The sequence below is a fragment of the Bradyrhizobium sp. WSM471 genome (assembly GCF_000244915.1).
GTDB lineage: Bacteria > Pseudomonadota > Alphaproteobacteria > Rhizobiales > Xanthobacteraceae > Bradyrhizobium.
Genome location: NZ_CM001442.1, coordinates 5,192,570 through 5,217,335, shown reverse-complemented (window position 1 = coordinate 5,217,335; position 24,766 = coordinate 5,192,570). Strand labels below are relative to the sequence as shown.

The 24,766-nt window shown below is 64.1% G+C and carries 31 protein-coding genes and 3 tRNA genes; 20 read left to right on the top strand and 14 right to left on the bottom strand.

The genetic code is table 11. The features are described from left to right. Nucleotides 1–98: 98 nt before the first annotated feature. Complete coding sequence (locus tag BRA471DRAFT_RS23585) at nt 99–641, bottom strand: tetratricopeptide repeat protein (protein ID WP_007611741.1); 543 nt, start codon at nt 639–641, stop codon at nt 99–101. A gap of 252 nt (nt 642–893) precedes the next feature. Here BRA471DRAFT_RS23585 and BRA471DRAFT_RS39060 point away from each other — a divergent pair, with 252 nt between their 5' ends. The 4 genes from BRA471DRAFT_RS39060 to BRA471DRAFT_RS40420 all read left to right on the top strand — a co-directional run bounded on the left by BRA471DRAFT_RS39060 (nt 894) and on the right by BRA471DRAFT_RS40420 (nt 3,553). Then, a complete protein-coding gene (locus tag BRA471DRAFT_RS39060; protein ID WP_007611740.1) occupies nt 894–1,277 on the top strand; it encodes a His-rich protein BRANT in 384 nt (127 codons plus the stop codon). 388 nt (nt 1,278–1,665) lie between these two features. Next, nucleotides 1,666–2,061 carry a hypothetical protein gene (locus BRA471DRAFT_RS23575; RefSeq protein ID WP_007602657.1) on the top strand — a complete coding sequence of 132 codons (396 nt, stop codon included), beginning with the start codon at nt 1,666–1,668 and terminating at the stop codon, nt 2,059–2,061. Nucleotides 2,062–2,349: 288 nt separating this feature from the next. Then, entirely contained in the window at nt 2,350–3,057 is a 708-nt protein-coding gene (locus BRA471DRAFT_RS23570) for an outer membrane protein (protein WP_007611739.1), read from the top strand. 253 nt (nt 3,058–3,310) lie between these two features. Next, entirely contained in the window at nt 3,311–3,553 is a 243-nt protein-coding gene (locus BRA471DRAFT_RS40420; protein ID WP_007611734.1) for a hypothetical protein, read from the top strand. A 38-nt stretch (nt 3,554–3,591) separates the two neighbouring features. On the opposite strand, the gene BRA471DRAFT_RS23560 is transcribed toward BRA471DRAFT_RS40420, so the two are convergent. Next, a complete protein-coding gene (locus tag BRA471DRAFT_RS23560) occupies nt 3,592–3,846 on the bottom strand; it encodes a hypothetical protein (protein ID WP_007611733.1) in 255 nt (84 codons plus the stop codon). A 303-nt stretch (nt 3,847–4,149) separates the two neighbouring features. Beyond that, a complete protein-coding gene (locus BRA471DRAFT_RS23555) occupies nt 4,150–4,524 on the bottom strand; it encodes a hypothetical protein (protein ID WP_007611731.1) in 375 nt (124 codons plus the stop codon). Nucleotides 4,525–4,626: 102 nt separating this feature from the next. On the opposite strand from BRA471DRAFT_RS23555, the gene BRA471DRAFT_RS39055 reads away from it, so the two are divergent. Continuing rightward, nucleotides 4,627–4,791 (top strand): hypothetical protein, encoded by a 165-nt coding sequence (locus BRA471DRAFT_RS39055; protein ID WP_198287837.1) that lies wholly within the window; start codon nt 4,627–4,629, stop codon nt 4,789–4,791. A 3-nt stretch (nt 4,792–4,794) separates the two neighbouring features. Here the strand turns inward: BRA471DRAFT_RS39055 and BRA471DRAFT_RS23550 are convergent, their stop codons facing one another. After that, complete coding sequence (locus BRA471DRAFT_RS23550; protein ID WP_156527113.1) at nt 4,795–4,974, bottom strand: hypothetical protein; 180 nt, start codon at nt 4,972–4,974, stop codon at nt 4,795–4,797. Nucleotides 4,975–5,255: 281 nt separating this feature from the next. On the opposite strand from BRA471DRAFT_RS23550, the gene BRA471DRAFT_RS23545 reads away from it, so the two are divergent. The 6 genes from BRA471DRAFT_RS23545 (at nt 5,256) to BRA471DRAFT_RS23520 (ending at nt 10,340) form a co-directional block, all read left to right on the top strand. Next, nucleotides 5,256–5,975, top strand: coding sequence for a bifunctional 2-polyprenyl-6-hydroxyphenol methylase/3-demethylubiquinol 3-O-methyltransferase UbiG (locus tag BRA471DRAFT_RS23545; protein ID WP_007611728.1), 720 nt, complete (start codon nt 5,256–5,258; stop codon nt 5,973–5,975). A 79-nt stretch (nt 5,976–6,054) separates the two neighbouring features. Continuing rightward, entirely contained in the window at nt 6,055–6,768 is a 714-nt protein-coding gene (locus BRA471DRAFT_RS23540) for a class I SAM-dependent methyltransferase (RefSeq protein ID WP_007611726.1), read from the top strand. Between the two features lie 102 nt (nt 6,769–6,870). After that, nucleotides 6,871–8,709, top strand: coding sequence for a PQQ-binding-like beta-propeller repeat protein (locus BRA471DRAFT_RS23535; protein WP_007611725.1), 1,839 nt, complete (start codon nt 6,871–6,873; stop codon nt 8,707–8,709). A 74-nt stretch (nt 8,710–8,783) separates the two neighbouring features. Next, nucleotides 8,784–9,197: a GFA family protein gene (locus BRA471DRAFT_RS23530; RefSeq protein WP_007611723.1), complete on the top strand. Its 414-nt coding sequence runs from the start codon at nt 8,784–8,786 to the stop codon at nt 9,195–9,197. 180 nt (nt 9,198–9,377) lie between these two features. Continuing rightward, the gene (locus BRA471DRAFT_RS23525) at nt 9,378–10,109 is read left to right on the top strand and encodes a Crp/Fnr family transcriptional regulator (protein WP_007611721.1); all 732 of its coding nucleotides are present in this window, start codon (nt 9,378–9,380) and stop codon (nt 10,107–10,109) included. Between the two features lie 3 nt (nt 10,110–10,112). After that, complete coding sequence (locus BRA471DRAFT_RS23520; RefSeq protein ID WP_007611719.1) at nt 10,113–10,340, top strand: hypothetical protein; 228 nt, start codon at nt 10,113–10,115, stop codon at nt 10,338–10,340. 114 nt (nt 10,341–10,454) lie between these two features. On the opposite strand, the gene BRA471DRAFT_RS23515 is transcribed toward BRA471DRAFT_RS23520, so the two are convergent. Both BRA471DRAFT_RS23515 and BRA471DRAFT_RS23510 read right to left on the bottom strand, forming a co-directional pair. Further along, nucleotides 10,455–10,529: transfer RNA gene (locus BRA471DRAFT_RS23515), tRNA-Thr, on the bottom strand. Nucleotides 10,530–10,694: 165 nt separating this feature from the next. Then, nucleotides 10,695–11,204, bottom strand: coding sequence for a hypothetical protein (locus BRA471DRAFT_RS23510; protein ID WP_007611717.1), 510 nt, complete (start codon nt 11,202–11,204; stop codon nt 10,695–10,697). 282 nt (nt 11,205–11,486) lie between these two features. Between BRA471DRAFT_RS23510 and BRA471DRAFT_RS23505 the strand changes: the two genes are divergently transcribed. Next, the gene (locus BRA471DRAFT_RS23505; protein WP_007611715.1) at nt 11,487–11,972 is read left to right on the top strand and encodes a hypothetical protein; all 486 of its coding nucleotides are present in this window, start codon (nt 11,487–11,489) and stop codon (nt 11,970–11,972) included. Between the two features lie 43 nt (nt 11,973–12,015). Next, the gene (locus BRA471DRAFT_RS23500; RefSeq protein WP_007611712.1) at nt 12,016–12,549 is read left to right on the top strand and encodes a hypothetical protein; all 534 of its coding nucleotides are present in this window, start codon (nt 12,016–12,018) and stop codon (nt 12,547–12,549) included. 66 nt (nt 12,550–12,615) lie between these two features. On the opposite strand, the gene rlmB is transcribed toward BRA471DRAFT_RS23500, so the two are convergent. Continuing rightward, nucleotides 12,616–13,446: a 23S rRNA (guanosine(2251)-2'-O)-methyltransferase RlmB gene (gene rlmB, locus BRA471DRAFT_RS23495; protein WP_007611710.1), complete on the bottom strand. Its 831-nt coding sequence runs from the start codon at nt 13,444–13,446 to the stop codon at nt 12,616–12,618. Between the two features lie 206 nt (nt 13,447–13,652). Between rlmB and BRA471DRAFT_RS23490 the strand changes: the two genes are divergently transcribed. Then, nucleotides 13,653–13,738, top strand: a tRNA-Tyr gene (locus BRA471DRAFT_RS23490). 121 nt (nt 13,739–13,859) lie between these two features. On the opposite strand, the gene BRA471DRAFT_RS23485 is transcribed toward BRA471DRAFT_RS23490, so the two are convergent. Both BRA471DRAFT_RS23485 and BRA471DRAFT_RS23480 read right to left on the bottom strand, forming a co-directional pair. Next, complete coding sequence (locus BRA471DRAFT_RS23485) at nt 13,860–14,891, bottom strand: LLM class flavin-dependent oxidoreductase (RefSeq protein ID WP_007611707.1); 1,032 nt, start codon at nt 14,889–14,891, stop codon at nt 13,860–13,862. Nucleotides 14,892–14,985: 94 nt separating this feature from the next. After that, nucleotides 14,986–17,043 carry an ATP-dependent helicase gene (locus BRA471DRAFT_RS23480; RefSeq protein WP_007611705.1) on the bottom strand — a complete coding sequence of 686 codons (2,058 nt, stop codon included), beginning with the start codon at nt 17,041–17,043 and terminating at the stop codon, nt 14,986–14,988. A 128-nt stretch (nt 17,044–17,171) separates the two neighbouring features. Here BRA471DRAFT_RS23480 and BRA471DRAFT_RS23475 point away from each other — a divergent pair, with 128 nt between their 5' ends. After that, a complete protein-coding gene (locus tag BRA471DRAFT_RS23475; RefSeq protein WP_007611704.1) occupies nt 17,172–17,762 on the top strand; it encodes a TMEM175 family protein in 591 nt (196 codons plus the stop codon). 9 nt (nt 17,763–17,771) lie between these two features. Here BRA471DRAFT_RS23475 and BRA471DRAFT_RS23470 read toward each other — a convergent pair whose 3' ends face one another. Further along, nucleotides 17,772–18,158 carry a YciI family protein gene (locus BRA471DRAFT_RS23470; RefSeq protein ID WP_007611703.1) on the bottom strand — a complete coding sequence of 129 codons (387 nt, stop codon included), beginning with the start codon at nt 18,156–18,158 and terminating at the stop codon, nt 17,772–17,774. Between the two features lie 198 nt (nt 18,159–18,356). On the opposite strand from BRA471DRAFT_RS23470, the gene BRA471DRAFT_RS23465 reads away from it, so the two are divergent. Then, complete coding sequence (locus BRA471DRAFT_RS23465) at nt 18,357–18,548, top strand: hypothetical protein (RefSeq protein ID WP_007611702.1); 192 nt, start codon at nt 18,357–18,359, stop codon at nt 18,546–18,548. A 29-nt stretch (nt 18,549–18,577) separates the two neighbouring features. Continuing rightward, nucleotides 18,578–18,781 (top strand): hypothetical protein, encoded by a 204-nt coding sequence (locus BRA471DRAFT_RS23460; RefSeq protein ID WP_007611701.1) that lies wholly within the window; start codon nt 18,578–18,580, stop codon nt 18,779–18,781. Between the two features lie 7 nt (nt 18,782–18,788). Here BRA471DRAFT_RS23460 and BRA471DRAFT_RS23455 read toward each other — a convergent pair whose 3' ends face one another. Continuing rightward, a complete protein-coding gene (locus BRA471DRAFT_RS23455; protein ID WP_007611700.1) occupies nt 18,789–19,502 on the bottom strand; it encodes an ABC transporter substrate-binding protein in 714 nt (237 codons plus the stop codon). Nucleotides 19,503–19,865: 363 nt separating this feature from the next. Between BRA471DRAFT_RS23455 and BRA471DRAFT_RS23450 the strand changes: the two genes are divergently transcribed. From BRA471DRAFT_RS23450 to BRA471DRAFT_RS40415, 3 genes are all read left to right on the top strand, one after another. Then, on the top strand, nt 19,866–22,289 hold the full coding sequence (locus BRA471DRAFT_RS23450; protein ID WP_007611698.1) for an ATP-binding protein: 2,424 nt from the start codon (nt 19,866–19,868) through the stop codon (nt 22,287–22,289). A 355-nt stretch (nt 22,290–22,644) separates the two neighbouring features. Beyond that, a tRNA-Gly gene (locus tag BRA471DRAFT_RS23445) sits at nt 22,645–22,718 on the top strand. After that, nucleotides 22,719–22,943 (top strand): DUF2934 domain-containing protein, encoded by a 225-nt coding sequence (locus BRA471DRAFT_RS40415; RefSeq protein ID WP_083843267.1) that lies wholly within the window; start codon nt 22,719–22,721, stop codon nt 22,941–22,943. A 596-nt stretch (nt 22,944–23,539) separates the two neighbouring features. Here BRA471DRAFT_RS40415 and BRA471DRAFT_RS23435 read toward each other — a convergent pair. The 3 genes from BRA471DRAFT_RS23435 to BRA471DRAFT_RS23425 all read right to left on the bottom strand — a co-directional run bounded on the left by BRA471DRAFT_RS23435 (nt 23,540) and on the right by BRA471DRAFT_RS23425 (nt 24,686). Continuing rightward, complete coding sequence (locus BRA471DRAFT_RS23435; protein WP_007611689.1) at nt 23,540–23,872, bottom strand: hypothetical protein; 333 nt, start codon at nt 23,870–23,872, stop codon at nt 23,540–23,542. A 64-nt stretch (nt 23,873–23,936) separates the two neighbouring features. Further along, a complete protein-coding gene (locus tag BRA471DRAFT_RS23430) occupies nt 23,937–24,200 on the bottom strand; it encodes a GlsB/YeaQ/YmgE family stress response membrane protein (RefSeq protein ID WP_007611688.1) in 264 nt (87 codons plus the stop codon). A gap of 27 nt (nt 24,201–24,227) precedes the next feature. Next, a complete protein-coding gene (locus BRA471DRAFT_RS23425) occupies nt 24,228–24,686 on the bottom strand; it encodes a YidB family protein (protein ID WP_007611687.1) in 459 nt (152 codons plus the stop codon). Between the last annotated feature and the right edge of the window lie 80 nt (nt 24,687–24,766).

Genomic DNA, 24,766 nt, shown 5'->3' with positions numbered 1-24,766 from the left:
TTAGCGAGGAGAGGATTGGTGGGCAAGCTAGCCGAGAACACAGAACGGGCACAACCCTGCGGTTGTGCCCGTTCGTCTCATTCGGAGATGCGATGTTCTTAATAAACGAGGGTTGCCCCGGTCGGCTTGTCGAGCGCGGCGGCGAGCGAGCGATACTCGGAGCTGTCGGTGCCGGCGAGCGAGGCGAGCTTGTTGAGATGATACTGCGCCTGCTCGCGGTTGCCCTGCTCGAGCTGCCAGAGGCCATAGTACTGCCAGGTGCGGACGTGGTTCGGATCGTCTTTCAGCGCCAGCTCGTAATAGATCTTCGACGACTGGTAATCGCCGAGCTTGCGATAGGAGTAGCCGATCAGATTGGCGACATCGGCGACGTCGTCGCGCTTGAGCGACTTCAGCTGGTCGATCGCGCCGGTGTAGTCGTGATTGTCGTAGATCGTGGTGTAGGCGGTGCGATAGGCAGCAAGGAATTTCGGATCGCTGACGGAGGAGCTCTTCTTCTTGCCCTTTTTGGTCGAGGTGTCCGACGCCGGCGGCGGCGAAGGGGAGTCGCCACCTGCGGCATAGGCGCTGGTCAGAGCCGGCCCGGCCGCCAATGTCATGGCGACAAGTCCCGGCACAAGAAGCGTTGAGAGTTTGCGCATCGAAGTTCTCCGGTATGGAACGTGGCGATCCTACACGATTGCCCAAAGACCGGAACACCCGTCAGGCAAAAACATTCCCGGCATCCTGGCCTATTCGCCCTGCGGGCGGATGACAAACTTGTCATCCAGATGAACGGGAGCCTGCGGCGGGCTTCAGATTGGGTTCAGTGCGTGCCCCCTAGCCTCCAACCTACGATCAAAGGGTTGGCGAGAGGGCGCCCGCCTCAAGATCCTTCCAAGAGGAGACCAACCATGTTGAAGACCATTTCCGCAGCCTTGCTCGCAGCTTCCGTGATCGCAGCCCCGGCCTTCGCAGCCGAGGCCGGCAAGACCACCACGACCACGCCGGTGATCAAGGCGGACCAGAGCCAGACCAAGGTGTCGACCACCGCGGCGAAACCCGACGCCGGCCTCAAGGCCAACGTCAAGGCTTCAGACGTCAAGGCTTCGGACGTCAAGGCCGACGCCAAGGTGGACGCGAAGTCGAAGGCGATGAACGCCAACGCCGCGGTCACACCGGACGCGCACAAGTCCGTGCGCACGCATCGCCACCACCACAAGCATCTGTCGGCGAAGAAGTCGCTGACGACGCAGCCGGACGTGACCAAGCCGGCGACGATGGACAAGCGCAGCTAACCACTGATCCCGCGCGGCGGCGTCCTTAGCATTGCCCCAGCCGCCGCGTGAGGAATTCAGGCCCGGCCCGTTCGTCACGCCTTGCGCGAAAGCTCGAGGTGCTGGCGGCGGGCCGGTACGACCATGCTGAAGCCCGCGAGCAACGTCCCAGGTTTGGCGGCCGCAAACAAAACCTCGAAAACAACCCCATGCACAGTAGCGGGTCGTAGATAAATCAATGGTTTGACGGGTGGCTCATCTGCGGATTTTACGAAGTCGTTTGACTCGTCGGGCAAAACACCTGTAGACATGCATCATTGCAACCTTGGGGCTGGAACGTCTCCGAGACTGATCGAGCGGAGCGTAAGTGGTGCGGCGACGAGCGGAACGCGCAGTGAGCTTGGCGTTGATGCTGGCACTGCCGCTGGCGCTCACCGGATGTTTCGGCAGCGATGGTGACCGTCCAACCCTGATGGACGGGACTCAGGCCGGAGGTCCACAACCGTTCCCGGATAATTTCCGTGGCGACACGCTGGCCTTGATGCGCAGCTATCTGAACAATCCCGTTGGCGTGCGTGACGCCAGCATGGCCGAGCCGGTGCAGCGCGAGGTCGGCGGCCGGCAGTTCTATGTCAGCTGCCTGCACTTCACCCCACGCGAGACCGACGGCAGCTACAAGGCCATGCGGGAACGCGCCGTGATTTTCGTCAATGGCCGGGCGGACCGCGTCGTCGATCGCGCCAGCGAGCTGTGCGCGGGCGCGGTTTACGTACCCTTTCCGGAACTTGAAAAGATGACGCGGTAGCGCAAAGCCCACCTTCATCGCTTGGTGATAGGACAAAGCCCGCCGGAGCTGCCGGATCACATTTCGGGGAGCTTTGAACGGAGTGGTTTTGCGTTGCGACTAATCGTTACGGCAGGTTTTGTCCCCGACGAAAAAAACCGTCGGCACGAGCCTGCGGGACGGAACAAAATCGCGTTGTTGCCGCTCCGTCACAGTCACGAACGATCAACGTTCCGGCATCGCCGCGAAGCAACCCAATTCACGCCACGTTGTTTCCTGAGTGTCGTAATTGAAAGAACGGGGATGATCATGAAGAGGATTTTGCTGGGTGCAGTTGCCCTGCTTGCGCTGGCCGCGCCGGCTGCCGCAGCCGACATGCAGGCGCGCACCTACACCAAGGCTCCGGCCTACGCGCCGCCGCAGGTGATCTACAACTGGACCGGCTTCTACATCGGCGGCCATGTCGGCGGCGCCTTTGCCGGCGACAGCAGCTTCCAGTCGAGCGACGCGCGCTTCCTCGGCGGTGTCCAGGGCGGCTTCGACTACCAGTTCGCGCCCAATTGGGTCATGGGTGTCGAGGCCCAGTATTCCTGGCTGCCGACCAACAATGGCGGCGCTACGTTCCCGCTGGGCACGCAGGTGACCTCCAATACCGACCAGCTCGGCTCGGTGACCGGTCGCATCGGCTACACCTGGGGACCGGCGCTGCTTTACGCCAAGGGCGGTTATGCCTGGCGTAATGGCGGCCTCGGCGTCAATGTCGCCGGCGTCCCGCAGCCCTTCACCGCCACCGGCAACAGCAAGGACGGCTATACCGTTGGCGCTGGCCTCGAATACATGTTCGCGCCGAATTGGTCGGCCAAGGCCGAGTACCAGTATTACAACTTCGGCAGCACGACGATCACCTCCGGTCCGGTCGACGTTGTCGGCGTTCGCGGCCGGGAGGATGAGCATACCGTCAAGGTCGGTGTGAACTACCGCTTCGGCTGGGGCGGTCCGGCAGCCTCGCGCTACTGACGCGCCACCAGCGACCACGATCTGACAAAGGCCGGCACCCGCCGGCCTTTCGTTTGCCGGGCTCCGGTTGCCAGCCTTCTGTTGTTTGCATTGCGTCAACCATCTGGCGCGTCATTTGCAAGCAAACGTTTTGGCGCCCGCTTTCTCACGCGCGTCATGGAGCTCGGGTAAAGCAAAAATAATTTTTGCAGCTTAGGGAACTCGCGCGCCGGAACGCGTTATATGACAATACCGGGCTGGTGGGACGACGGACATGCGTATCTTGGTGTCGGCAGTGCTGCTCTCGTGCTTCGTCAGTTTGCCGTGCGCTGCCCAAACAATCCTCAAATCCGAGCCTTTGATGCTGGCACCCTATGAGGTGGCCTTCGTCAAGGACGCCTCGTGCTCCTCCGGCAAGGTGCTCAAGGTCACCGGGGCGATCCGTGGGCTGCATCGCCGGAAGGCCTGTGTGGCTCTGGCGGGTGAGCAGGCCTCGCTCGCGACCGCGACCCCCTGAGCTTTTCCTGAGCTCTTGTTCCCAGCTTCGATCCGTCTTTAGGAATTCAGCTCGAGCTCCATCCTCGCCTGGCGATCGGCCTCCGCCTTGTTCCGGGCCGGGTCCTCGCCCTGTGCGGCCCGGCAGGGCTTGATCTCGTAATCGTTGTCGAGCACCCGGCGTGGCCCGGGGCGGTCGTCGTCCGCGGATACGTCCACGACGAGGCCGCTTCGCTGCGCGAGCCTCCAGACGTCGGACTCGTCAGGATAGGCCTTGCTGATCTGGGCATCGTTGCAGAACAGGGCGTAGGGCATTCTTCCCGCTCCCGGAAAGCGCATTAACGATTTTGCGGGGGAGGGGTTCCGGTCGCAGGTCGATCACGCGGCCGTGATCGGGGGCGCCCGGCCCTGAGTCCTTAACGAGTCCTGAATCCCGAAAAAAAGAATCCCCGGGACTCATTTGGCGGAATCAGCGGATGTTTTCGGCCATGACGACGGACCTGAAAACCTCTTGCGGGCACATGCTGCTGCCCCTCACGCTGGCCCTGTTCGGCGCCTGCGCGGCCAATCTCTGGCTGGTGTGGTCCTGGCTTTAGGCCAGCGACGGGAGATCCGGGTTTACTTGTCGGCCGGTGGACGGGAGGAGGGGTCGCGGATGGCGGCGCGCAGTTTGGTCAAAGTGGCCGCGCAATATTCCTCGCGCTCGCGCTCGAACCGCTCCTGATGCTTGCGGAAATTGGCGATGCGGGCCTGCATCTCGGTGCGGACGTCGTGGCTCGCCACCCGCGGCGGCGGGAGAGGTAAAGACTGCGGCGGAGCGGCCTGAAGTGGCTCGGTGTCGACAACGGTGTTGGCGGGGACGATCTGCACCGACGCGGCCACTGTCGCCATCGGGATCTCCGGTGGATGCAAGTCATCCCTTTTGCCGGTTACCGATTGGACGAAAGCCATTGTCTGCGCGATCAGCGCGTCGCGTTCCGTGATCCACTTCATGGTGCACCCTTGTTGGGGGTATTCCAGCAAAGCTGGCCGGCCGAATCAAGAAGGTGTTGGGTGGGGATTGCATATTTTTCCCGACCGCCCGACAGTGGGGGAATGGATGCCAAAGCAGACCATTCAGCCGAAGCCGAGGGCTTGAGGCTCGTCCGCGCGTTCCTGTCGCTGCCGCCCGACAAACGGGCGGAGGTGATCGCGTTCATTGAGGAGTTGGCCCGCGCCAAACGCCGTCCCGAGGAGGGCGCCGACGTCTCGCCGGGGTGAGCGCTAACGCTCCCGCGGATTGAGGTTGGGCTCGAACGGGGCCCCGACCACCCGAACCGGCGTCGGAGCGGTCACGTCGATCACTGCCCGCTGGGCCTGCTGCTTTGCCGGAGCCGGTTCGAACAGCGCCATTGCTCCAGCCAAGGCGCTACAGCACAGCGTCACCGTCGCCAGCAGAAACATGTTTCGGTTTTCTTCCCTGATCCGCATGGGCCGACAACGGACGACGCTGGCGACTGGTTCCGGTGCGCACTCATCGCGCCAGCAGAAATCCCATGGCGAATGCGAACAGCACGGCCGTCATGACGACGGCCGCCGCCGCGCCGGCGGCGATCCTGGCCTTCTCTTTGATGGTGGGGCGCATCGGTGCTGCAATCTACCTCATGTTGAACTCTGATCCAATCCATGATCAGTAGCCGCGCCCGCGACAAGCGCGGCCAACATGCATTCCCGAAGGTCGACCCATGAACGAGGATGTCAGCGACGGCTGGGCCGCGTCCGCGGCCGCTTGGATCGTCGAGCAGGGCGAGGACGGCGACTATGGCCGCCGCTTCGTGCTGGACGCGCCGATGCGGGCGCGGATCGAAGGGCGAGGCTTCCGCAATGCCCTCGACGTCGGCTGCGGGGAGGGACGCTTCTGTCGGATCATGCAGCGCGCCGGCATCCGTACCACTGGCGTCGATCCGACCGAAGCGCTGCTCGCGCGTGCCATGGAGTTGGACCCGCACGGCGACTACCGGCTCGGCCGAGCCGAGACAATGGAGGTGGATGCCTCCTATGACCTCGTCGTGAGCTATCTCAGCCTGATCGACATGCCCGATCTGGCTGGAGCTATCGTGAAGATGGTGGCAGCGCTGCGGCCGGGTGGTACGCTGCTGATCGCGAACCTCACCAGCTTCAACACGGCCGGTCCGCCCGACGGCTGGACGCGTGACGCTGATGGCGCCCTGCGCTTCACCATCGATCATTACATGGACGAGCGGACGACCTGGGTGACTTGGCGCGGCATCCGAGTTCAGAACTGGCATCGTCCGCTCAGCACCTACATGACGCTGCTGCTCGATCACGGACTCCAATTGCGCCTGTTCGCTGAGCCGCAGCCTACGGGCGGTGATCCCGACAGAATTGCCCGTCATCGCCGGGTGCCATTTTTCCACATCATGGAGTGGCAGAAGCCGGCTTGAGGGACGAGGCCGGCGATTTCGAACGCGCAGTTGAACTGCTAGTGTGTTCGCGACGGATTCTTGATTTGAGGTCCACCCGATGATCTCCAAGCGTCCACCCGTGCTCGCCCATGAGCGGTTCGCCGCCGACCGCAACAATTTCGCGGGCCTCGACCTCGCCGCGCGGTTCGCGCGGATCGAGCGGACAAACCTGTGGGGCGCGGCCAGTTCGGTGTCGGGCCTCGGCTCGGAGGATCCCGCGACCGCTGCGGTCCGCGAGATGCTTCCTCCACTGCTGCAACGGCTTGGCGCGCACTCGCTGCTCGATGCGCCCTGCGGCGATGCGGGCTGGATCGGCCGCATCAAGCTGGATCTCGACTACACCGGCATCGACATCGTGCCGTCGCTGATCGCGGCCAATCGCCAGCGCGTGGCTGGCGGCGAGTTGTCGGGCCGGTTTCTCGTTGCCGACATCACGCGCGATGCACTGCCGCGCGCGGATGTCGTTCTGTGCCGGGACTGCCTGGTGCATTTGAGTTTCCGTAATATCGTCCGCGCCGTCGCGAACTTTCGCGCCAGCGGCGCGCATTTCCTGCTGGTCACGACATTTCCCAAGTGGGAAGGCAATCGCGATTGCGAGGACGGCGACTGGCGGGCGCTGAACATGGAGAAGGCGCCGTTCGACTGGCCGGCACCGCGCGCGCTGATCAACGAGCGTTGCGAGGAGGGCGGTGGCGGCTGGCGCGACAAGAGCCTCGGGCTGTGGGCGCTGGATGAACTGCCCGATCGTGTCCTCACTGCCCCTGGGATATGACGGACGCGAGCGGAACGTCCGTTGCGTCAGTGATTGCCGTCGCGCTATACTTTTGGTTGCACGATGCCGTCTCGCATTGCGGTGACGATGCCGGAGCACGCCATGAGACCGAGTGTCGTGGTCGTCGCCTTCCTGGTCTGGTGCTGCGCGCCCGCGCTGGCGCAGCAGGACGGCGCTGCGCTCTACGCAAGCCACTGCGCGCAATGTCACGATGGCGGCGATGGCCAGAGCCGTGTGCCGAGCCGCGGAGCCATGCTGGGGATGTCGTTAGATCATGTGCTGGGAACGCTGACTTCCGGCAGCATGGCGGCGATTGCGAAGGACCGCAGTGAATCGGAACGGCGCGCGATTGCTGCCTTCGTCACCGGAAAGGCCGCGGTGGGGGACCATGCAGTCGATGCGGAGGGACGCTGCACGCAGCAGCTCAACTTCTTCCCGCAGCCGCTCGATGGTCCGCGCTGGAATGGGTGGGGTGTCGACGCTGGCAACAGCCGCTTCCAGCCGGCCGGCATGGCCGGGCTGACCGCGGAAGAGGTGCCGCGCCTGCGGCTGAAATGGGCTTATGCCTTTCCCGGCGCCTCGGTGTCGTTTGCGCCGCCGACGATTGTGGGCGGTCTGCTGTTCATCGGCGGTACTGACCGCAAGGTGCACGCGCTCGATGCGCGAAGCGGCTGCACGCTGTGGACGCTGCCGACTGATGCCGCGGTGCGCGCGGCGATCAGCTTCGGGCCGCTTCCCGGCACCGATCGGTTCGCGATCTTCTTCGGTGACTTGCGCGCCAATGCCTATGCGGTGAACGCACTGACTGGCGCGCTGATCTGGAAGACGAAGATCGAGGAGCATCCGGCAGCGCGCATCACCGGAGCGCCGACGCTACATTCCGGCGTGCTCTACGTCCCGGTCTCCTCGCTCGAGGAGGCCGCCGGTTCGCAGGCCAGTTACGAATGCTGTACTTTCCGCGGCAGCGTGGTCGCGCTCGAGGCCGTGACCGGCAAGCAGGTGTGGCAGGCCTACACGATTCCGGAGGTGCCGCACCCGACCGGCAAGAATGCAAGAGGCACGCAGCTGTTCGGCCCGTCCGGCGCGGCGGTGTGGTCGGCACCGACGATTGATCCGAAACGCAACGCCGTCTACGTCGCGACCAGCAATTCCTATTCGAATCCGCCGGCCGCAACCGCCGATGCGGTCCTCGCTTTCGAGCTTGCGACCGGTAAGCTGCTCTGGAAGCAGCAGGCGACCCCGAGCGACGCCTTCATTGTCGCGTGCTTCGGCGCGGACAAGACCAATTGTCCTGAAGATCACGGACCCGACCACGATTTTGGCCAGTCGCCGATTCTCGTGACCTTGCGCGATGGCAGGCGCGTTCTCGCCATCGCGCAGAAGTCCGGCGTCGTGCACGCGCTTGATCCTGATGATGGCGGCAAGATTCTGTGGCAGACGCGGATCGGGAAGGGCGGTGCGCTCGGCGGCAGCGAGTGGGGCTCGGCCGCCGATCAGGATCGCATCTATGTCGCTAACTCCGACGTGCGGTTCCTGCGCGATGGTACGCGGCGGCTCGATTCCACCCAAGGCGGAGGTCTGTTCGGCCTCGACCTCGCCAGTGGAAAAATTGCAATGGAAGTATCTCCCGTCGCCTGTGGCGATCGCCTCCAATGCAGCCCTGCGCTGTCGGCTGCCGTGAGCCTGATCCCCGGCGTCGTGTTTTCCGGCGGCGTCAGCGGCTTCCTGCGCGCCTACGCGACAGCCGACGGAAAGCTGTTGTGGGAATACGACACGGCGCGAGACTATACGACGGTGAACGGCGCGGCTGCTCATGGCGGCGCGATCGACGGCCCCGGGCCGATCATCGCTGGCGGAATGCTGTACACCAATTCCGGCTACGGACAGTGGGGCGGCGTCGCCGGCAACGCACTGCTGGCGTTCGAGGTTGCGAAGGAGTGAGGGTCCGTCCTGGATCGCCCGCGCTCCAGCCGAGCGACAGAACCCGTCAGCCAACTGAGGAGGAAGGAGTTTCGATGATCAGCGCGAGATGTCGTTGCGGCGCTCTGGCGCTGTCGCTTCCCGGACCTTCCAGCCTCGTCGTCGCCTGCCACTGCATTGACTGCCAGCGTCGAACCGGCGCGCCGTTCGGGGTCGGTGCGTTCTATCCGGCGGAGGCGGTCACGATTTCGGGGACGTCGAAGGAATACGTCCGGACAGCCGCAAGCGGCGGCAAGGTTCGCAGCTATTTTTGCCCCGAGTGCGGTTCGACGGTCTATTGGAAGGCGGACAATCTGCCTGCGATGATCGGCGTTGCCGTGGGCGCGATCGCGGTTCCGAACTACCCGGCGCCCATCCGCTCGGTTTTCGAACAGTCGAAACATGCCTGGGTGGAAATATCAGAGGCTGAGCACTTCCAGCAAAGCAGCGCACCGAAGCATTCGAAGTGAGCGTTGCGCCTCAAATTTCGCGCCGCCAAGGCTTCGCGGCAAGACGAATTGACGCCGTTCCCGTGTGGTTCCGCCGAGGGTTGGAATTAGCCGCAGTCCCTCTGCTTCGCGTGAGACAATAGCTAGCGGTCCCGGTTGGAACGAACGTGACAAAAACTCGTTTGCCGACCGGAGCTAACGATGAATAACGCGGAAATTTTCGAACCTTTCTTGAAGCGGTTGCGGGTCAGCACCGAAATTGACGAAGAGGATGAGGTCGCCATCCGCAATCTGCCAATCACGGTGAAGCGGATGGCTGGCGGTCAACCGGTCGTTTCTCTCGGAGATCGGCCTTCGGCATGCTGCCTTGTCGTTGATGGCTTTATCCTGAGATCAAAGATCGTCGGCAATGGCCACCGCCAAATCATGGCTTTTCACCAACCCGGCGACATTCCCGATCTGCAGGGTCTTTTTCTCCATGTGATGGACCATGACGTCAGCACGCTTGGCGATAGCGTTCTCGGCTTCATTCCCCATGCAGCCGTGCGCTCACTGATAGGAAAGCGGCCCAACGTGGCGCAAGCGCTTTGGCGCGATACACTGACCGACGCCGCGATCTTCCGGGAGTGGATTTGCAACGTTGGTCAACGCGAAGCCACAAGCCGCGTGGCGCACCTCGTGCTTGAGCTTTACACCAGATTGAAGGCGATCGGCCGAGCGGACGGCCTGTCCTTCGATTTTCCGGCCTCTCAGGCACTCCTCGCCGACGCCGTTGGCACGAGCGTGGTTCACATGAATCGAGTCGTTCAACAGCTGCGTGCTCAGCGCGTGTTGGACCTGGAGCGGGGAAGAATATCGATCCTTGATGAAGCCAGGCTGCGTCAAATTGCAGACTTCGACGTGCTTTACCTTCATCTCAATCCGTCGCTCTGAGCCATGAAGTTCTACTTCGACATCAAGGACGACTTTTTCGCTGCGGTCGACGAGGACGGGGTGGATTTGCCCGGCCCGGAAGCCGCCGAAAGAGAGGCGATCGCCATGGCGACCTCGATTGCCCGAGACGTCGCGTCGGCAAAGGGGACGCAGGTCTTTATTACAGTCAGGAACGAGAAGCACCCGCTGCTCGAGTTGAGTGTAACGGTCGCTCGGAAAGCTCTGACGTGATTGCGTCGGAAATCGATTCTCGCCGTCGTTAGCGTCCTGAAGACGTTCAAGAGACCTTGGCCGTCCGGGGGAGGAGTGCCCCGATCTATCAGGCCGCGGTGTCGGCTAAATCGATGGTGCCGGCTGAGGGGATTGAACCCCCGACCTTCGGTTTACAAAACCGCTGCTCTACCGCTGAGCTAAGCCGGCACGCTGGAGAAGCGGGGCAGGGCCAGCGTACGCCGGAGCCCTCCGCCCGTGCGCGCCGCAATACCAGACTTGACCGGAAAGTGCCAGAACCCGCGATCCCCGATGCAGACATGAATCAGGCGGCCCCGAGGGCCGCCTGATCTGTCGCGTTCGGTTCAAACCGCGTTACTGGCAGATGTGCGGGCGCCCGTCTTGGCCCTTGAACCAGGTGCCGGGCGTGCAGACGAAGCCGTTGCGCTGGGCGTAGGTGCGGGTGTCCCAGCCGCGGTTGTCCCAAGAATTATTCCACGAATTATCCCAACCATTGTCGTAGGCGTAGGCGTCGTTCGTGGCACGGAACGGGGCGGTTGCGATTGCGCCCGCAGTCCCGATGGCTGCGCCGGCTACGCCAGCGGCTGCTCCGACCGCGCCAGCGGCGACGTCGGTCGGCCAGAAGCCGGTGCGGCTCCTGTTCCAGTCGTTATTCCAGTCGCCGTTGTTGGTGTGGCGGTACGACACGCGACGATGCCGATAGCCACTGTCGGTGTACGGATTTCCCGGTCCGACGTTCTGGCAGTTGGCGTTGGGGAATTGCGCGGCGCAACGGCCGGGGTTGGTGATCGCGGTCTGCGCCATGGCAGAGCCTGCCACCAGGGTCGCCGCAATCGCCGTGGCTCCGAGAAGTTTGACGTTCATGATTGTTTGGCTCCCGTTTTGTTGACGGGGGCTAAACGCCGAAGACGCCGGACGTTCCGCTGAAACCGGTGGATTTTCGTCGGCGATGGTCAAACGGAAGTGAGCACGGGCCATGGTTCCCACTGCAGGGTCCGGCGGCGTTAATGCTTCGCTAGTTCGCTTTGGCGCATTTGAGCGGCGCGCAATCCTTACACATTAGGCTTACCGGCAATTGGTGAGAGGCCCTTAACCCTCTCTGCGCCGCCATCGGGTAGGTTGTCGCCGGATAAATGGGATCCCCTCATGCGCGCATCTGCGCTCGCCGCCTTTCTGATCGGACTGCCCGCGACGGCGTTTGCCGGCGGCGGCTTCGATATCGTCGTCCCCGGCCGTCCGGGCGTGCCCATCATCATCAACAACATCGACGCGTCCTATGCCGTGATCGAGGGGACCTGGGGTCTGGGGAAGAACGTTCAGGTGCAGCCCACGATCTATGGCGGCCGCTATGTCGCCGAGCGCCAGCCCACGGACGTCGGCCATTACTACCCGACGCTGGGCCTGCGGCCCGGCTATGGCCGGCTCGAGGTCGAGCCGCCCGCGAACCGCAAATTGCCCAAGCCCGCCGAAGGCTATTACCAAAGCTGGGGCGCGCAATCGGCGCCGCTGCCGCCGCAGATGGACGTGCCCGTCAATCCGCCGCCGGTGATCCTTGCGCCTGAGATCAACGACCATCCGCGGCGTCCTCGGCCGCGGCCGCGTGCAGAGATACCCGGCAGGCCGCCGGGTTAAGAAACGACAAAATCCAAAAAACGGAAATCAACAGGAGAGAGTAATGCGTCAGATGATTTCGGGACTGGTCGCGGCGGCTGCCGCGATGTTCGCCGCCACCGCGCCCGCCGCGGCCTGCGGCTTCGATCCGTGCCAGCCGGTCGCGCCGGTCTATTCCGGCTGCAACACCGGCTGCGGCGGTTATGGGGCCGGCTACGGCTACGGTTATGGCGCCTATGAGCGCCTCGCCGAGCCCACCACGCAATATTATCACGTCAACCAGGGCCCGACCTATACCGGCCCGGGCGCCTTCGCGCCGTATCCGACCTATCGTGAAGACGCGGTGGTTGCGCCCGCCAATTACGGCTACGGCCGTGGCTATGGTTACGGCAACGGCTATGGCTATCGCGCCGCCGCCGTCGAAGCCCCGGCCGCCTATCCCTACCGCCGCCCGTATTACCGTCCGTATCGCTACGGCTACGGCCCACGCGCCGGCTATCTGCCGCGCACGCATTACGGCTACGGTCCGCGCTACGGCTACGCTCCGCGCCACGCGCCGTACTATGGCGGCCACCGCGTGCTGCGCCGCTATTACTGATCGCTTGATCGGTTGAGCCAACGAAACGCCCGTCCGCGATGCGGACGGGCGTTTTCTTTTGTGTTGTTACCGCTTCATCAGCCCGAGACGGCTCGCGCCGACATAGAGCGAGAGCACGGCGGCATTCGAGACGTTGAGGCTCTTGATCTCGCCGGGCATGTCGAGCCGCGCCACGACGCTGCAGGTCTCGCGCGTCAATTGCCGCAGGCCCTTGCCTTCCGCGCCCAGCACCAGCGCGAGCGGCTCGCGCAGCGTGACGTCCGAGAGATCCGCGCTGCCTTCACTGTCCAGCCCGACAGTCTGGAAGCCGAGCTCGTTCAGCGTGGTCAGTGCGCGGGCGAGGTTTTGCACCGTCACCATCGGGACGAGCTCCAGCGCGCCGGAGGCGGCCTTGGCCAGCACGCCGGTCGCTTCCGGACTGTGGCGCGCCGTGGTGACGATCGCCTTCACCGCAAACGCCGCCGCCGAGCGCAGGATCGCGCCGACATTGTGCGGATCGGTGATCTGGTCGAGCACCAGCACGATGCCGTCCTGCTCCAGATCCTCGATGTCTGGCGAGGGCAGGGGATCGGCCTCGGCGAGCAGGCCCTGGTGCACGGCGTCGGGCGACAGCAGCCGGTCGATCTCCTGGGGCCGGACGATCTCGGGCGTGACCGGGATCGCGATGTCCTCGTCCGCCAGACGCCTTGCGGCGTTCTCGGTCAGCGTCAGCTTGCGGATCTGCCGCTGGGGGTTGGCGAGCGCCATGGTGACGGTGTGCCAGCCGTAGAGGATGACAGGCCCGTCGGTGTCCGAATCGCGATCGCGCCGGACCGGGCGGCCGGCCGATTTTCCGGGCCTGTTGAAGGGCTTAGACCCACCGCGGGGGCCCCTCGGGTTGAATTTTCGATCCTTCATGGGCTCGCTTGTGTCACGGGTCCCGGAATATGGCAATTTGGGTAGCTTCGGGGGCGATTTTAGCTGTTCGCCTCGGTTGACTTTACCCCACCGCTTCGCCGATAACCGCGCCCGGTCGCGCCCCCATCCGGGCTGTCGCGGCCTTCACGTTCCATGGCCGTCTTCGGTCGCCGGCAAGGTCCGGCCCGATTGTGCTGCCGTCGAGCGGGGGAGTGTCCCGAGTGGCAAAGGGAGCTGACTGTAAATCAGCCGCCTTATGGCTTCGCAGGTTCGAGTCCTGCCTCCCCCACCAGCCTTCGCTCGCTTCGCGAGCTACGGCTCGGCAAGCCGGCACCGATGGTCATGGCGCGAAGTTAGCGAAGGCTGTCGCGCCGTAGCCCGGAGGGCGCAGGCGGACTGGCTCAGAGCGCAAGTCACCCCATCATCTCCCGCACCATCGGCACCACCTTCCCCCCGTAGAGCTCGATGCTCTTCATCAGCTTCCCATGCGGCAGCGGGCCCGCTGAATACTTCAGTTGAAAGCGCGAAATGCCGAGTGCCTTTGCGGTTCTGGCGATCTTGCGCGCGACGGTCTCCGGCGAGCCGACATAGAGCGAACCGTGCTCGGCCTCGCTCACGAATTCGTCGCGGCCCATCGGTGGCCAGCCGCGTTCCTTGCCGATGCGGTCGCGCATCGCCTTGTAGTCGGGCCACAGCTCCTCGCGCGCCTGCTCATCGGTCTCGGCGACATAGCCGGGCGAGTGCACGCCGATCGGCTGTGCCGGGCGGCCGAACTCCCTGAACGCGCGGCGATAGAGATCGACGAAGGGCGCGAAGCGCGAGGGATCGCCGCCGATGATCGCGAGCATCAAGGGCAGGTCGTAATGCGCGGCGCGCACCACCGATTGCGGACTGCCGCCGACGCCGATCCAGGTCTTCAGCGTGCCGTTCTCGACCGGGGGATAGACCAGCTGCCCCTTCAGTGGCGGACGCAGCTTGCCTTCCCAGGTCACCGGCTCCTGCGACAGCAGGGCTACGAACAGATCGAGCTTCTCCTCGAACAGCGCTTCGTAAGCCCGCAGGTCGAAACCGAACAGTGGAAAGGACTCCGTGAACGAGCCGCGGCCGAGGATCACCTCGGCGCGCCCGTTCGAGAGCGCGTCCAGCGTGGCAAAGCGCTGGAAGACGCGGATCGGATCGTCCGAGCTCAGCACCGTCACGGCCGAGCCGAGATGGATGCGCCTGGTCCGCGACGCGATGGCGGCCAGCACGGTCTCAGGGGAGGAGATCGCGAAGTCGGCGCGGTGATGCTCGCCGAGGCCGATGAAATCGAGGCCGAGGTCGTCGGCCAGCACCGCCTCGTCGACGACGTTGCGGATCACCTGTGCGTGCGGAAGCATCGCGCCGGAGGCGTCCCTGGTGACGTCGCCAAAGGTGTCCAGTCCGAATTCGAGCGGTGCGGTCATTGCTGAGGTCTCTGCGGGAGGATCGATCGCATTTAAGGGACCGCAGCCGCGCGACAAGGTGGCTTTCGGAAATGCTCGGTTTCCGTTTGTCGGCCTACCGCCACATCCCGCGCATCCGCGCGCCGATGTCGACCTTTGGCCCTTGCGCGGCAGTGCGCGCTGAGCTTGCGCCGGCCTTTGGCCAGGCTGTGCGCTCGAACAGATAGACGAGCGGCTCCGGGATGAAGCGGGTGCGCGAGGCGTAGACGTGGCGGTCGCCCTTGGCGGCCTGGCCGTGGACGAAGAAGCGCTGCGGCACCACGAGGTGCAGATCGTCCTTGGCGCGCGTCATCGCGACATAGAGCAGGCGGCGTTCCTCCTCGAGCTCGGCGCTGGTGCCGGCGCCGAGATCCGACGGCATGCAGCCGTCGACGACGTTGAGCACGAATACCGATTTCCACTCCTGGCCCTTGGCGGAGTGGATGGTGGAGAGGATCAGATAGTCCTCGTCGCGCAAGGGTGGTCCGGATTTGTCGCTGGTCGCATCCGGCGGATCGAGCGTGAGCTCGGTCAGGAATTTCTCGCGCGAGGCATAGCCGCTCGCGATCTGCTCGAGCTGCATCAGATCGGCGCGGCGCGTCTCGGAATCCTCGTGGAGGCGATCGAGATGCGGTTCGTACCAGAGCCGCACGCGTTCGAGGTCAGTCGGCCATTCCGAATAGCGCAAATTTTCGATCGTGCGGACGAAGTCGGTCCAGTCCGCGCCGGTGCGCGGCGGCACCGGGAGCTGGCCGAGCACAGCCAGCGGATCGGAGCTCTCCGCCATCTGGTCGAGCACGCGCTGCGCCGTCGCAGGTCCGATGCCGGGCAAGAGATGCAGGATGCGAAATCCCGCGACGCGGTCGCGTGGGTTTTCGGCAAAGCGCAGCAGCGCCAGCACGTCCTTGACGTGCGCGGCATCGAGGAATTTCAGCCCGCCGAATTTCACGAACGGGATGTTGCGGCGGGTCAGCTCGATCTCCAGCGGGCCGGAATGCGAGGACGTCCGGAACAGCACCGCCTGGTGCTTCAAGAGCGCGCCTTGCTCGCGATTGGCCAGCACCTCCTCGACGATGTAGCGGGCCTGGTCGGCCTCGTCGTGCACGGTGACGAGCTGTGGTTTTTGCGTGCCGGCGCGGTCGGTCCAGAGGTTTTTTGTGAAGCGCTCGCGCGCCAGGCCGATGACGCCGTTGGCCGCCGCCAGCACGGGTTGCGTCGAGCGGTAGTTGCGGTCGAGCGTGATCATCTCGGCTCGGGGCGAGAAGCTCTGCGGAAAATCCAGGATGTTGCGGACAGTGGCGGCGCGGAACGAATAGATCGACTGCGCGTCGTCGCCGACGACGGTGAGGCCGCGACCGTCCGGCTTCAGCGCCAGCAGGATCGAGGATTGCAGCCGGTTGGTGTCCTGATATTCGTCGACCAAGACGTGATCGAAGCGGCCGCCGATTTCTTCCGCGATCAGCGCATCGCTCATCATCTGCGACCAGTAGAGCAGGAGGTCGTCGTAATCGAGCACGTGCTGGGCCTGCTTGGCCTCGACATAGGCTGCGAACAGGCCCTTCAGCTCGGCCGCCCAGCCTGCGCACCAGGGATAGTGCACCCCCAACACCTTCTCGATCTCCATCTCGGCATTGACGCAGCGCGAGTAGATCGACAGGCATGTGCCCTTGGCGGGAAAGCGGCTCTCCGTCTTCGACAATCCGCGCTCGTGCCGGACCAGGTTCATCAGGTCGGCGGAATCCTCGCGGTCGTGGATGGTGAAGGCAGGATCGACGCCGATCCGCTCGGCATATTCGCGCAGCAACCGTGCGCCGATGCCGTGGAACGTGCCGGCCCAGCTGAGCGCGTCGCGCATGATCGCGGCGTTGTTCTCGCCGAGCACTTTTCGGGCGATGCGCTCGACCCGGCCGGCCATCTCGGCCGCTGCGCGGCGCGAAAACGTCATCAGGAGGATGCGGCGCGGATCGCTCCCCGCGACGATCAAATGCGCGACGCGATGGGCCAGCGTATTGGTCTTGCCGGAGCCCGCACCGGCGATGACGAGCAGGGGCGCGCCCACGGTCGCGCCATCGGCCACGCCATGCTCCACGGCGCGGCGTTGCTCCGCATTGAGCGTGTCCAGATATGTCGCCACGAATCGCCCCGGTGAAACAGCCAGAGTCGGCGATCCCGTTGCGAATCGCAATGCGTCTGGACGGGACCGATGTTAAGACCCAGGGAAGAGACGGCCCAAGGTTCCATTCCAAAAAAGCGCCACCCGGCATGACCGAGCTCAAATCCGACCAGTTCGAGATGCGGCGGCTGGAATCGCTCAGCAACACCATCTTTGGCGTCGCCATGACGCTGCTCGCCTACGATCTGCCCAGGGCCGCGGTGTTCAGCAGCGCGCCGGACTGGAACGATCTCGCCCGGGTCTATTCCGGCAAGCTCGCGGGTCTTGCGCTCAGCTTCATCATCGCCGGCGTGTTCTGGATCAGCCATCACCGGCGGCTGGCGCGCCAGCCCGTCGGCAGCCGCGGCGCGGTGATCCTCAATCTGTTCTTCCTGCTCTCGATCGTGCTGCTGCCGGTGACCAACGGCCTCTACACCAACTACCCCGTGAGCAGTGCGGTCGCCGTGCTCTACGGCCTGCACCTGACCGCGATCGCCGGCCTCAATGCCTGGCTGTGGTGGAGGATCCTGGGCGGCTGGCGCCATGAGATCATGGCCTCGCTGTTTCCGCTGCTGGTGTTCATCCCGGGCACGGTCGTTGCGGCGTTCGCGCCGCAGGTCGCGCCGTTCGTATGGTTCATCGCCTTCGGCGGGCTGCTGATACAGCGCTTCTATGTCGGGCCGACCGGGCCGAACAATTAGGCCTGCCGCTCATTCGCCGGAGGGCGTCGCGCCAAACCCGTCGGCCGGCACGTAAAGCTTGACCGGGCGGATTTCGTAGACCGCTGACGGATTGACCTGGCGCAGGGTCCGCGCGGCCGCGATCGCCTCCTCGTCCGTGTCGTATTCGACGAGGTGGAAGCCCAGGAGCTGCTCCTTGGTCTCGGCAAACGGGCCGTCCAGCACGACGCCCGCGCCGGGGCCACGCAAGGTGCGGGCCTTTCGGGTCTCGTCCAGGCGGGCGGCCGGGCCGAAATGCCCGCTTGCCCGGAGGGGCGCCTGAACCTCGATGACTTTGGCCACGACCGCGGCGTCCTTCTCGGGCGTCCAGGACAAGATCTCGTCTTCCACGTGATAGGCCAGGATGGCGTAAAGCATTCGTCACCTCGTTGATTCTCGCTGCGCGCGTCCGAAGGACGTATCACCACCGTCGCAGCCGACAACGGGGTCGGGGAAAATATTGCGTCGCCGGGTGGGGCGACGAAACCTTCCCGAAACCCGATTGCGGCCGAAAGGTGTGAACGCCGCCCGAAATCGACGCGACTGATTGCCACCAAGAACACTTCGGAGGCGGCCATGTCGACCATCAAGATCATCTGCAAGATCATCTGCGACGCGCGTCGGGCGGGAAAGTCGGATGGTGCGGATCTGCACGACCAGAGCGGCCACCATCGCTATTACGGCAGCTCGGCCGAGAGCGGCGGCGAGCGCATCGTCGAGAGCCGGCGCGGCAAGCGGCCGCGTGCAATGAGCGTTTGCGGCTTCTAAGCCCGACGCTTGCAAAACAGCCTGCGACAATGAGCGTCGTGCAGATATCGATCGCCGCGATACCGTTCCTGCTCTCGCTCGCGAGCAGGTCCGGCAAGGCGATCGCGCCATGCCTGCTTGCGGGCATCTTCACCGTGCTTCTCGGCAGCGAGCCGCCGCGGGCGGCCATGGCCTGGTGCGTCGGGCTGTTGATCGCGGCGGTTGCGGTGCGGGAGCGGACTCGCGCGAACTGACCGCGTGTCACATCCCGCTCAGCACCTGCTTGATCAGCGTTTCCCGCAACCGGGCAAGTTCGCCGCTCGCCTCCATCTGCTCGATCATCTTTCCGACCTTCGGCACGAGATCGCGATGCCGCTCATGCAGATGGTGGTAGATGCTGATGCGCTCGAGGGGCGGTGAGAGCGGGTGGATCCTGGCCTGGAGATTGAGTTTCCTCACCGCAGCCAACCCGCTGAAGAGGTCGGTGACCATCACGTCGAAGCGGTCGGCATCGAGCATCTTGACCATGTTGTCGAGGCTTGTGGTCGCCGTGACCCGGGTCATGCCGCGCGTACCGGCTTCCGAAGAGCCGACGCCGCGTACGATGCCGATGCTGTAGTCCCTGATTGAATTCCAACCGGCGACGTCGAACTGCAGTTTCGTGGTGAAGACAGCGGGCTCGATGTAATTAATCGCGGGTGTCACCTGGATCAGCGTCGGGTAGTCGCGAGACAGCGTTCCGATCCGCTGGACCTCGCCGTCGACCTGGCCGGTGCTCGATAGCGCGAGCGCGCGCTTGCCCGGGACATCCTCGAATTCGAGCTTGATGTTCAGCCTGGCATAGACGGCGCGGATCATCTCGCCGCCGACATATTGATCGGGGATATCGGCGATGCGTGCCAGCCGGATGACCTCTTGCGCCTGCGACGGGCCTGCCGCGAGCAGCAACAGGCAGACCACGACTATCCGCCTCATGAGGCATCTCCCTGGCCATGCCTCTTGGGCGTGCCCTGCTACCATCGGATTCCGGTGCTGCGCGATCTACCGGAGATGGCAGCTGCACCGGTCCGCAACGTTTGCAGCGCGTTCGCGCTGTGCCGGCGGCTCCGGACTTTCACCGATGTCATTCTAGCACGCGAGGTGGTAGTTTGCCGGGGAATCCTGCTGCTGGGCGCAAGATATGACCCCGTCGAACTCAGGCCGCCCAAGGGCCGACAGGATCAAGGGCCGACAGGATCGCCACGCGTATCGCCTCTGAGGCAGCGCCTCACCGTACACTTTGCTCGCGGCTGCGACCGGTAGGCTGAGCAGGCGCCGCCATTTTCGGGGACGTGGTGCATGGGCAACGCAGGTGACGATGATATCAAGCGCGCCCGCGCCATTACGCCGGTGGCTGCGAAGCAGGATTTGACCGGCATTGGTGCCGCGCTCGCGCCTCCGATGTTCGGGGCGCTCCTGGCGCGGATCTTCAACTGGTCGCGCAGCGGCGTCGGGCCCCGGCTGCTTGCCGCCGTGCTGCTGTTCTCATCGGTCGTGACGCTGACCCTGACCGCGCTCCAGCTCTATCTGGATTACAATCGTGAGGTCGGACTGATCGAGACGCGGCTGGACGAGATCGGCCGCAGCACCACGGGCAGCCTCGGAGAGAGCCTGTGGAATCTCGACCAGAACCAGCTCAAGCTCCAGCTCAATGGCATTCTGCGCCTGCCTGACATCCGCTCGGCGGAGGTCCGCGAGATCGCCGATCGGCCCGATCCGATCCGCGTCGAAGTCGGCGAGCGAAACACCCGTTCGATCATGACCCGGGAATTTCCGCTGACCACCATGGTGCAGGGGACCTCGCGCGCCATCGGCACGCTCCGGGTCGAGGCAACGCTGACCGACGTCTATCAGCACTTGCTGAACAGGGCCCTCGTCATTCTGGCGAGCCAGGCGGCAAAGACGTTCCTCGTCTCGTTGTTCATCATCTACATGTTTCATCTGCTGGTGACGCGGCATCTCGGCTCCATCGCCGAGTACGTCGGCAAATATAGCCTCGGACGGCCGCCGCCGCCGCTGCGCCTGGAGCGCCGGCCGCCTGACGAGGCCGACGAGCTGGACAAGGTGGTCGTTGCCTTCAACGCGATGTGCGCCAACCTCGAACATGCCTATGGCGAGTTGCGCGAGGCCAATGGGAATCTCGAGCGTGACCTGAAGATCCGGCGGCACGCCGAGGAGAACGCCCGCGCGAGCGAGCAGCGCTTCCGTGATTATGCCGAGACCGCATCCGACTGGTTCTGGGAGACCGGCCCGGATCACGTGTTCACCTACATTTCAGATCGGGCCGATGCTTTCGGCATGGACCCGAGGGCGCTGATCGGGAGACGCCGTTCAGATGCCGCCTTCGACCGCGATGCCGAGCCGCAGAAATGGCGCGGTCACCTGGCGACGCTGGATCGCCACGAGCCGTTCCGGAAGTTCGAGTATCGCGGCCGCGATGCGGCTGGCCGCGCGCGTCATTTCAGCGTCAACGGCCAGCCGGTGTTCGGCGCCGACGGACGCTTCATGGGGTATCGTGGTTCGGCCACCGATCTGACCGAGCAGCACGAGACGGAGGAGCGGCTTCGCCAGTCGCAGAAGATGGATGCGATCGGCCAGCTCACCGGTGGCGTCGCGCATGACTTCAACAACGTGCTCACTGTCATCACCGGCACTATCGAGATCATCCGGGAGGGGCTGGCGGACAAGCCCGACCTCGCCGCGATCGCGCAGCTGATCGACGATGCGGCGACGCGAGGCGCGGAGATCACCTCGCAACTCTTGACCTTTGCGCGTCGCCAGCCGCTGGAGCCGCGCGAGATCGACGTCAACGGCCTCGTGCTCGAGACGGCGAAGCTGTTGAAGCCGATCCTGGGCGGAAACATCGAAATCGTGACCCGCCTCGCGGACAACGCCTGGCCGGCGATGGCCGATCCGTCGCAGCTGTCGTCGGCGATCATCAATCTCGCCGTCAACGCGCGCGATGCGATGCCTCGCGGCGGCACGCTGACGCTCGAGACCGCAAACCGCGAATTCGACGGCGCGGATGGTGCTGGTGACGGCGACGCCGCGCGCGGCGCCTTCATCATGGTCGCGGTGGCCGACACCGGCCATGGCATCCCCGCCGACATCCGCGACCGCGTGTTCGAGCCGTTCTTCACCACCAAAGGGGTCGGTCGCGGCACCGGGCTCGGCCTCAGCATGGTCTACGGCTTCGCCAAGCAGAGCGGCGGCAGCGTTGCGATCGAGAGTGAGGAAGGCCACGGCACCGTGATTCGGTTGTTTCTGCCGCGATCAGCTGGCGGAGCGCAGGCGAGGACCGGGGCGCTGCAGGCGCCCGCGGCGGCACGCGGGCACGAGACGATTCTCGTCGTCGAGGACGATCCGCTGGTGCAGGGCTATGTCATCGCCCAGCTCGGCAGCCTCGGCTATCGCACCCTCGCAGCCGGCGACGGCGCAACCGCGCTTGCGCTGGTGCAGCAGGGCGCCCAATTCGATCTGCTGTTCACCGACATCATCATGCCCGGCGGCATGAACGGACAGGAGCTGGCCGAGGCCGTGCGGCGCCTCCGCCCGGGGATGAGGGTGCTCTATACGTCGGGCTATACCGACCACGCCCTCGACCACGAGGGTCATCTCGGTTCCGGCGTTGCGTTGCTGAGGAAGCCGTACCGGAAGGCGGACCTGTCACTGAGGGTCCGCGAGGTGCTCGCCGACGAAACGCCCCCTGAGCAGCAGGCGTGATACCAACGAAAAAGGCGCGGCGGGGAGGCCCCGTCGCGCCCGATTTCTTGCTCGCTGGTCCAGGGCTGAGAGCGCCCCGATGCCAAGCCTTTATTCAAAGCTTAGCGGGCGATCCCAGCGAGGTGACAGCGCTTGGTAAAAGACACTGGATCACCTCCTTTCGTTGGTTGCGGAAGACATCAATATAGGCGGCAATTCCAGTGTTGTTAAGGGGAGGCGGGGCGGGAGGAACCAGCGGCTGTTCGTAAGGTCGGGAAGGCGCTGGAAAGCCGTCTCTTGGGCAGTTGATCCTGTCTCGGGCCGTTGATCCTGGGCAGTTGAGACCGCCGCCCGGCCGTGTTAGGGAGCCCCTGTCGCGGGTGTAGCTCAATGGTAGAGCAGCAGCCTTCCAAGCTGAATACGAGGGTTCGATTCCCTTCACCCGCTCCAATGCTTTCAATGTCCGGCCCGAAGACATGGGTGCTGTGGCTTGAAAACGGCTGTGAGCACGGTGAGGCCGAGATGCATTGGCTAAATGCTCAGCGCGAGGTCCTTGCAGCTGCGCTCGGAGGTGTGGCTCGTGTGTCGAATACCGCGAGCGGTGAGTTGAAGGCCAAGGCGAGCGCTCCCCGGAAAAAGCGGCGAGCTGCCTGGCCCAACGCCTCTTGGCCGTAGCGTCCGGCGCCGAGCGAAGGCAACCACGAGCTCAATTGGTTCGGTCGCTGGACCTGGCCTTCCTGGGTGAAGCTACACCTCGCTCCCGGTGGGACTTCGCAGGACCTTCAGGCTCGATCCCGTTCTGTTGGTCGAACTTCCTGATCCATGACTGAACGTAGCCCGGATCGTCCGGACAAAGCTGCTCAAGTAAACGAAGGTTCTGCGCTCTGAATTCCACTAGGGTTTTCGGCAATTGTGCCTCCTCAAAACCCTGCCCATATCTAGGCTGCTGCATCGGGAAAAAGTGGTCAAGCCAAAAGGGCGCTTGAAAAGTTCGGTGCGTTGATGCAGCGCCGACAGCGAAAACCCGGCCCGGGGGAAGCGGGGCTTTCTGAAAGGGGTGAAGCTTAGGGACGCTTCGACTGTATGACGCGCGATCGGCGAAAAGGCTCAAAGCTAAAAAGCGAACCACGCCAATACTGCAATGATCGGGATGATTACCACGCCCACAAGCACCAAGGGTGCAGGTTCATTGCCCGTCCTGTCGCTCATGCTGATCTCCTCAAAAAGTGCCGGGTTAGCGGCGTTGCCAAGGGGCTCTTAAGGGCTCAACGTCACGTTTTCGGACTTGGCTGCGGCGCAGGTGTGGCTTGCGGAGAAGGTGTCGGATTGCTCGGCTGCTGAGGCGCTGCGGCCTCGCCGCCTGCGTGAGGAACGCACGTACCGATGTTGCTGAGCAGCCGTTTGGCCTGGAGGTCGCGCACCTTTGAGTATTCGCGTCGTCGTTCGATATTGGCCGCGGCCCATCGGTCCCAGGCCTCGAAAGCGTCCGTATAGTGCTTTCGCATCTGCTCCTCGGCGGCAAGGCAATCGGCAAACTTGTCGAAAACCAGGTCGGTATTGACCGGGGTCATGCCTCCTACCAGGACAACGAGCATACATTTCATCGTGCCGATCGCCTTTCGCGCCGGGCGAATTCTCCGCTAACGCGAAGAATTCCGTTCGCGGTGGTTAGATGGCCCTGCGGCTGCGACCGGCCACAAAACCGTAGACGAGAAGCACGATGATGGCGCCTACCACTGCCCCCACCAGCCCCGCGCCTTCTCCGGGCCGATACCAGCCCAGAGATTGGCCAAGATAAGTCGCAACGAACGCACCCACTATCCCCAGGATCGTGGTGAGGATGAAACCCGAGGGCTCGTTGTCGCCGGGCATGATGAACTTCGCGATGACGCCTGCGATGAAACCGATGATGATCGTCCAGATAATGCTCATGTCTCTCCCTCGAGGCTTGCGATAGTGTTATCCCGCCGATTGCGCCGGGAGACGTCCGTCAGGCGTGTATTTGTCCACGGCCGTCGGAAGTTCGCGAGACAAGCGGTTGAGGATCTCCTGCTGCGACAGGCCGGTCTGCTGCTCCAGCTTTTGAAGAACGTCCGGACCGATAGCCTGCTGGAGTTCGGGCGGGGTGACTTCGCGGTTTGGCCCCTGATTGATCCAGGATTGAGCCGCATCGCCTTGTCCGTTCTGCTTGAAGTGCTCGAGCAACTCGCCGATCCCGCCATTCAGCAGCGAACCCACGCCACCGCCTCCCACAAGGCCGCCAAGATTGCCGAGCATGCCGCTCAGGGAATCCTTGGCACCCGCCGGCTGACCGGAGGTCGCATTGCGAAACATGTCGGCGAGCTTGTCCCGATTTTGATAACCGGCGATCGCGAGCATACCCAAGAGGGCGGTCATCGATGGCATTCCGCGACTCATTTCCGGCTCCTGAGTTCGATGATGGCAATCGTGCGCAAGAAATCGCGGCCCCGCCTTGTGCTGGCCGCCGCATCATTCAT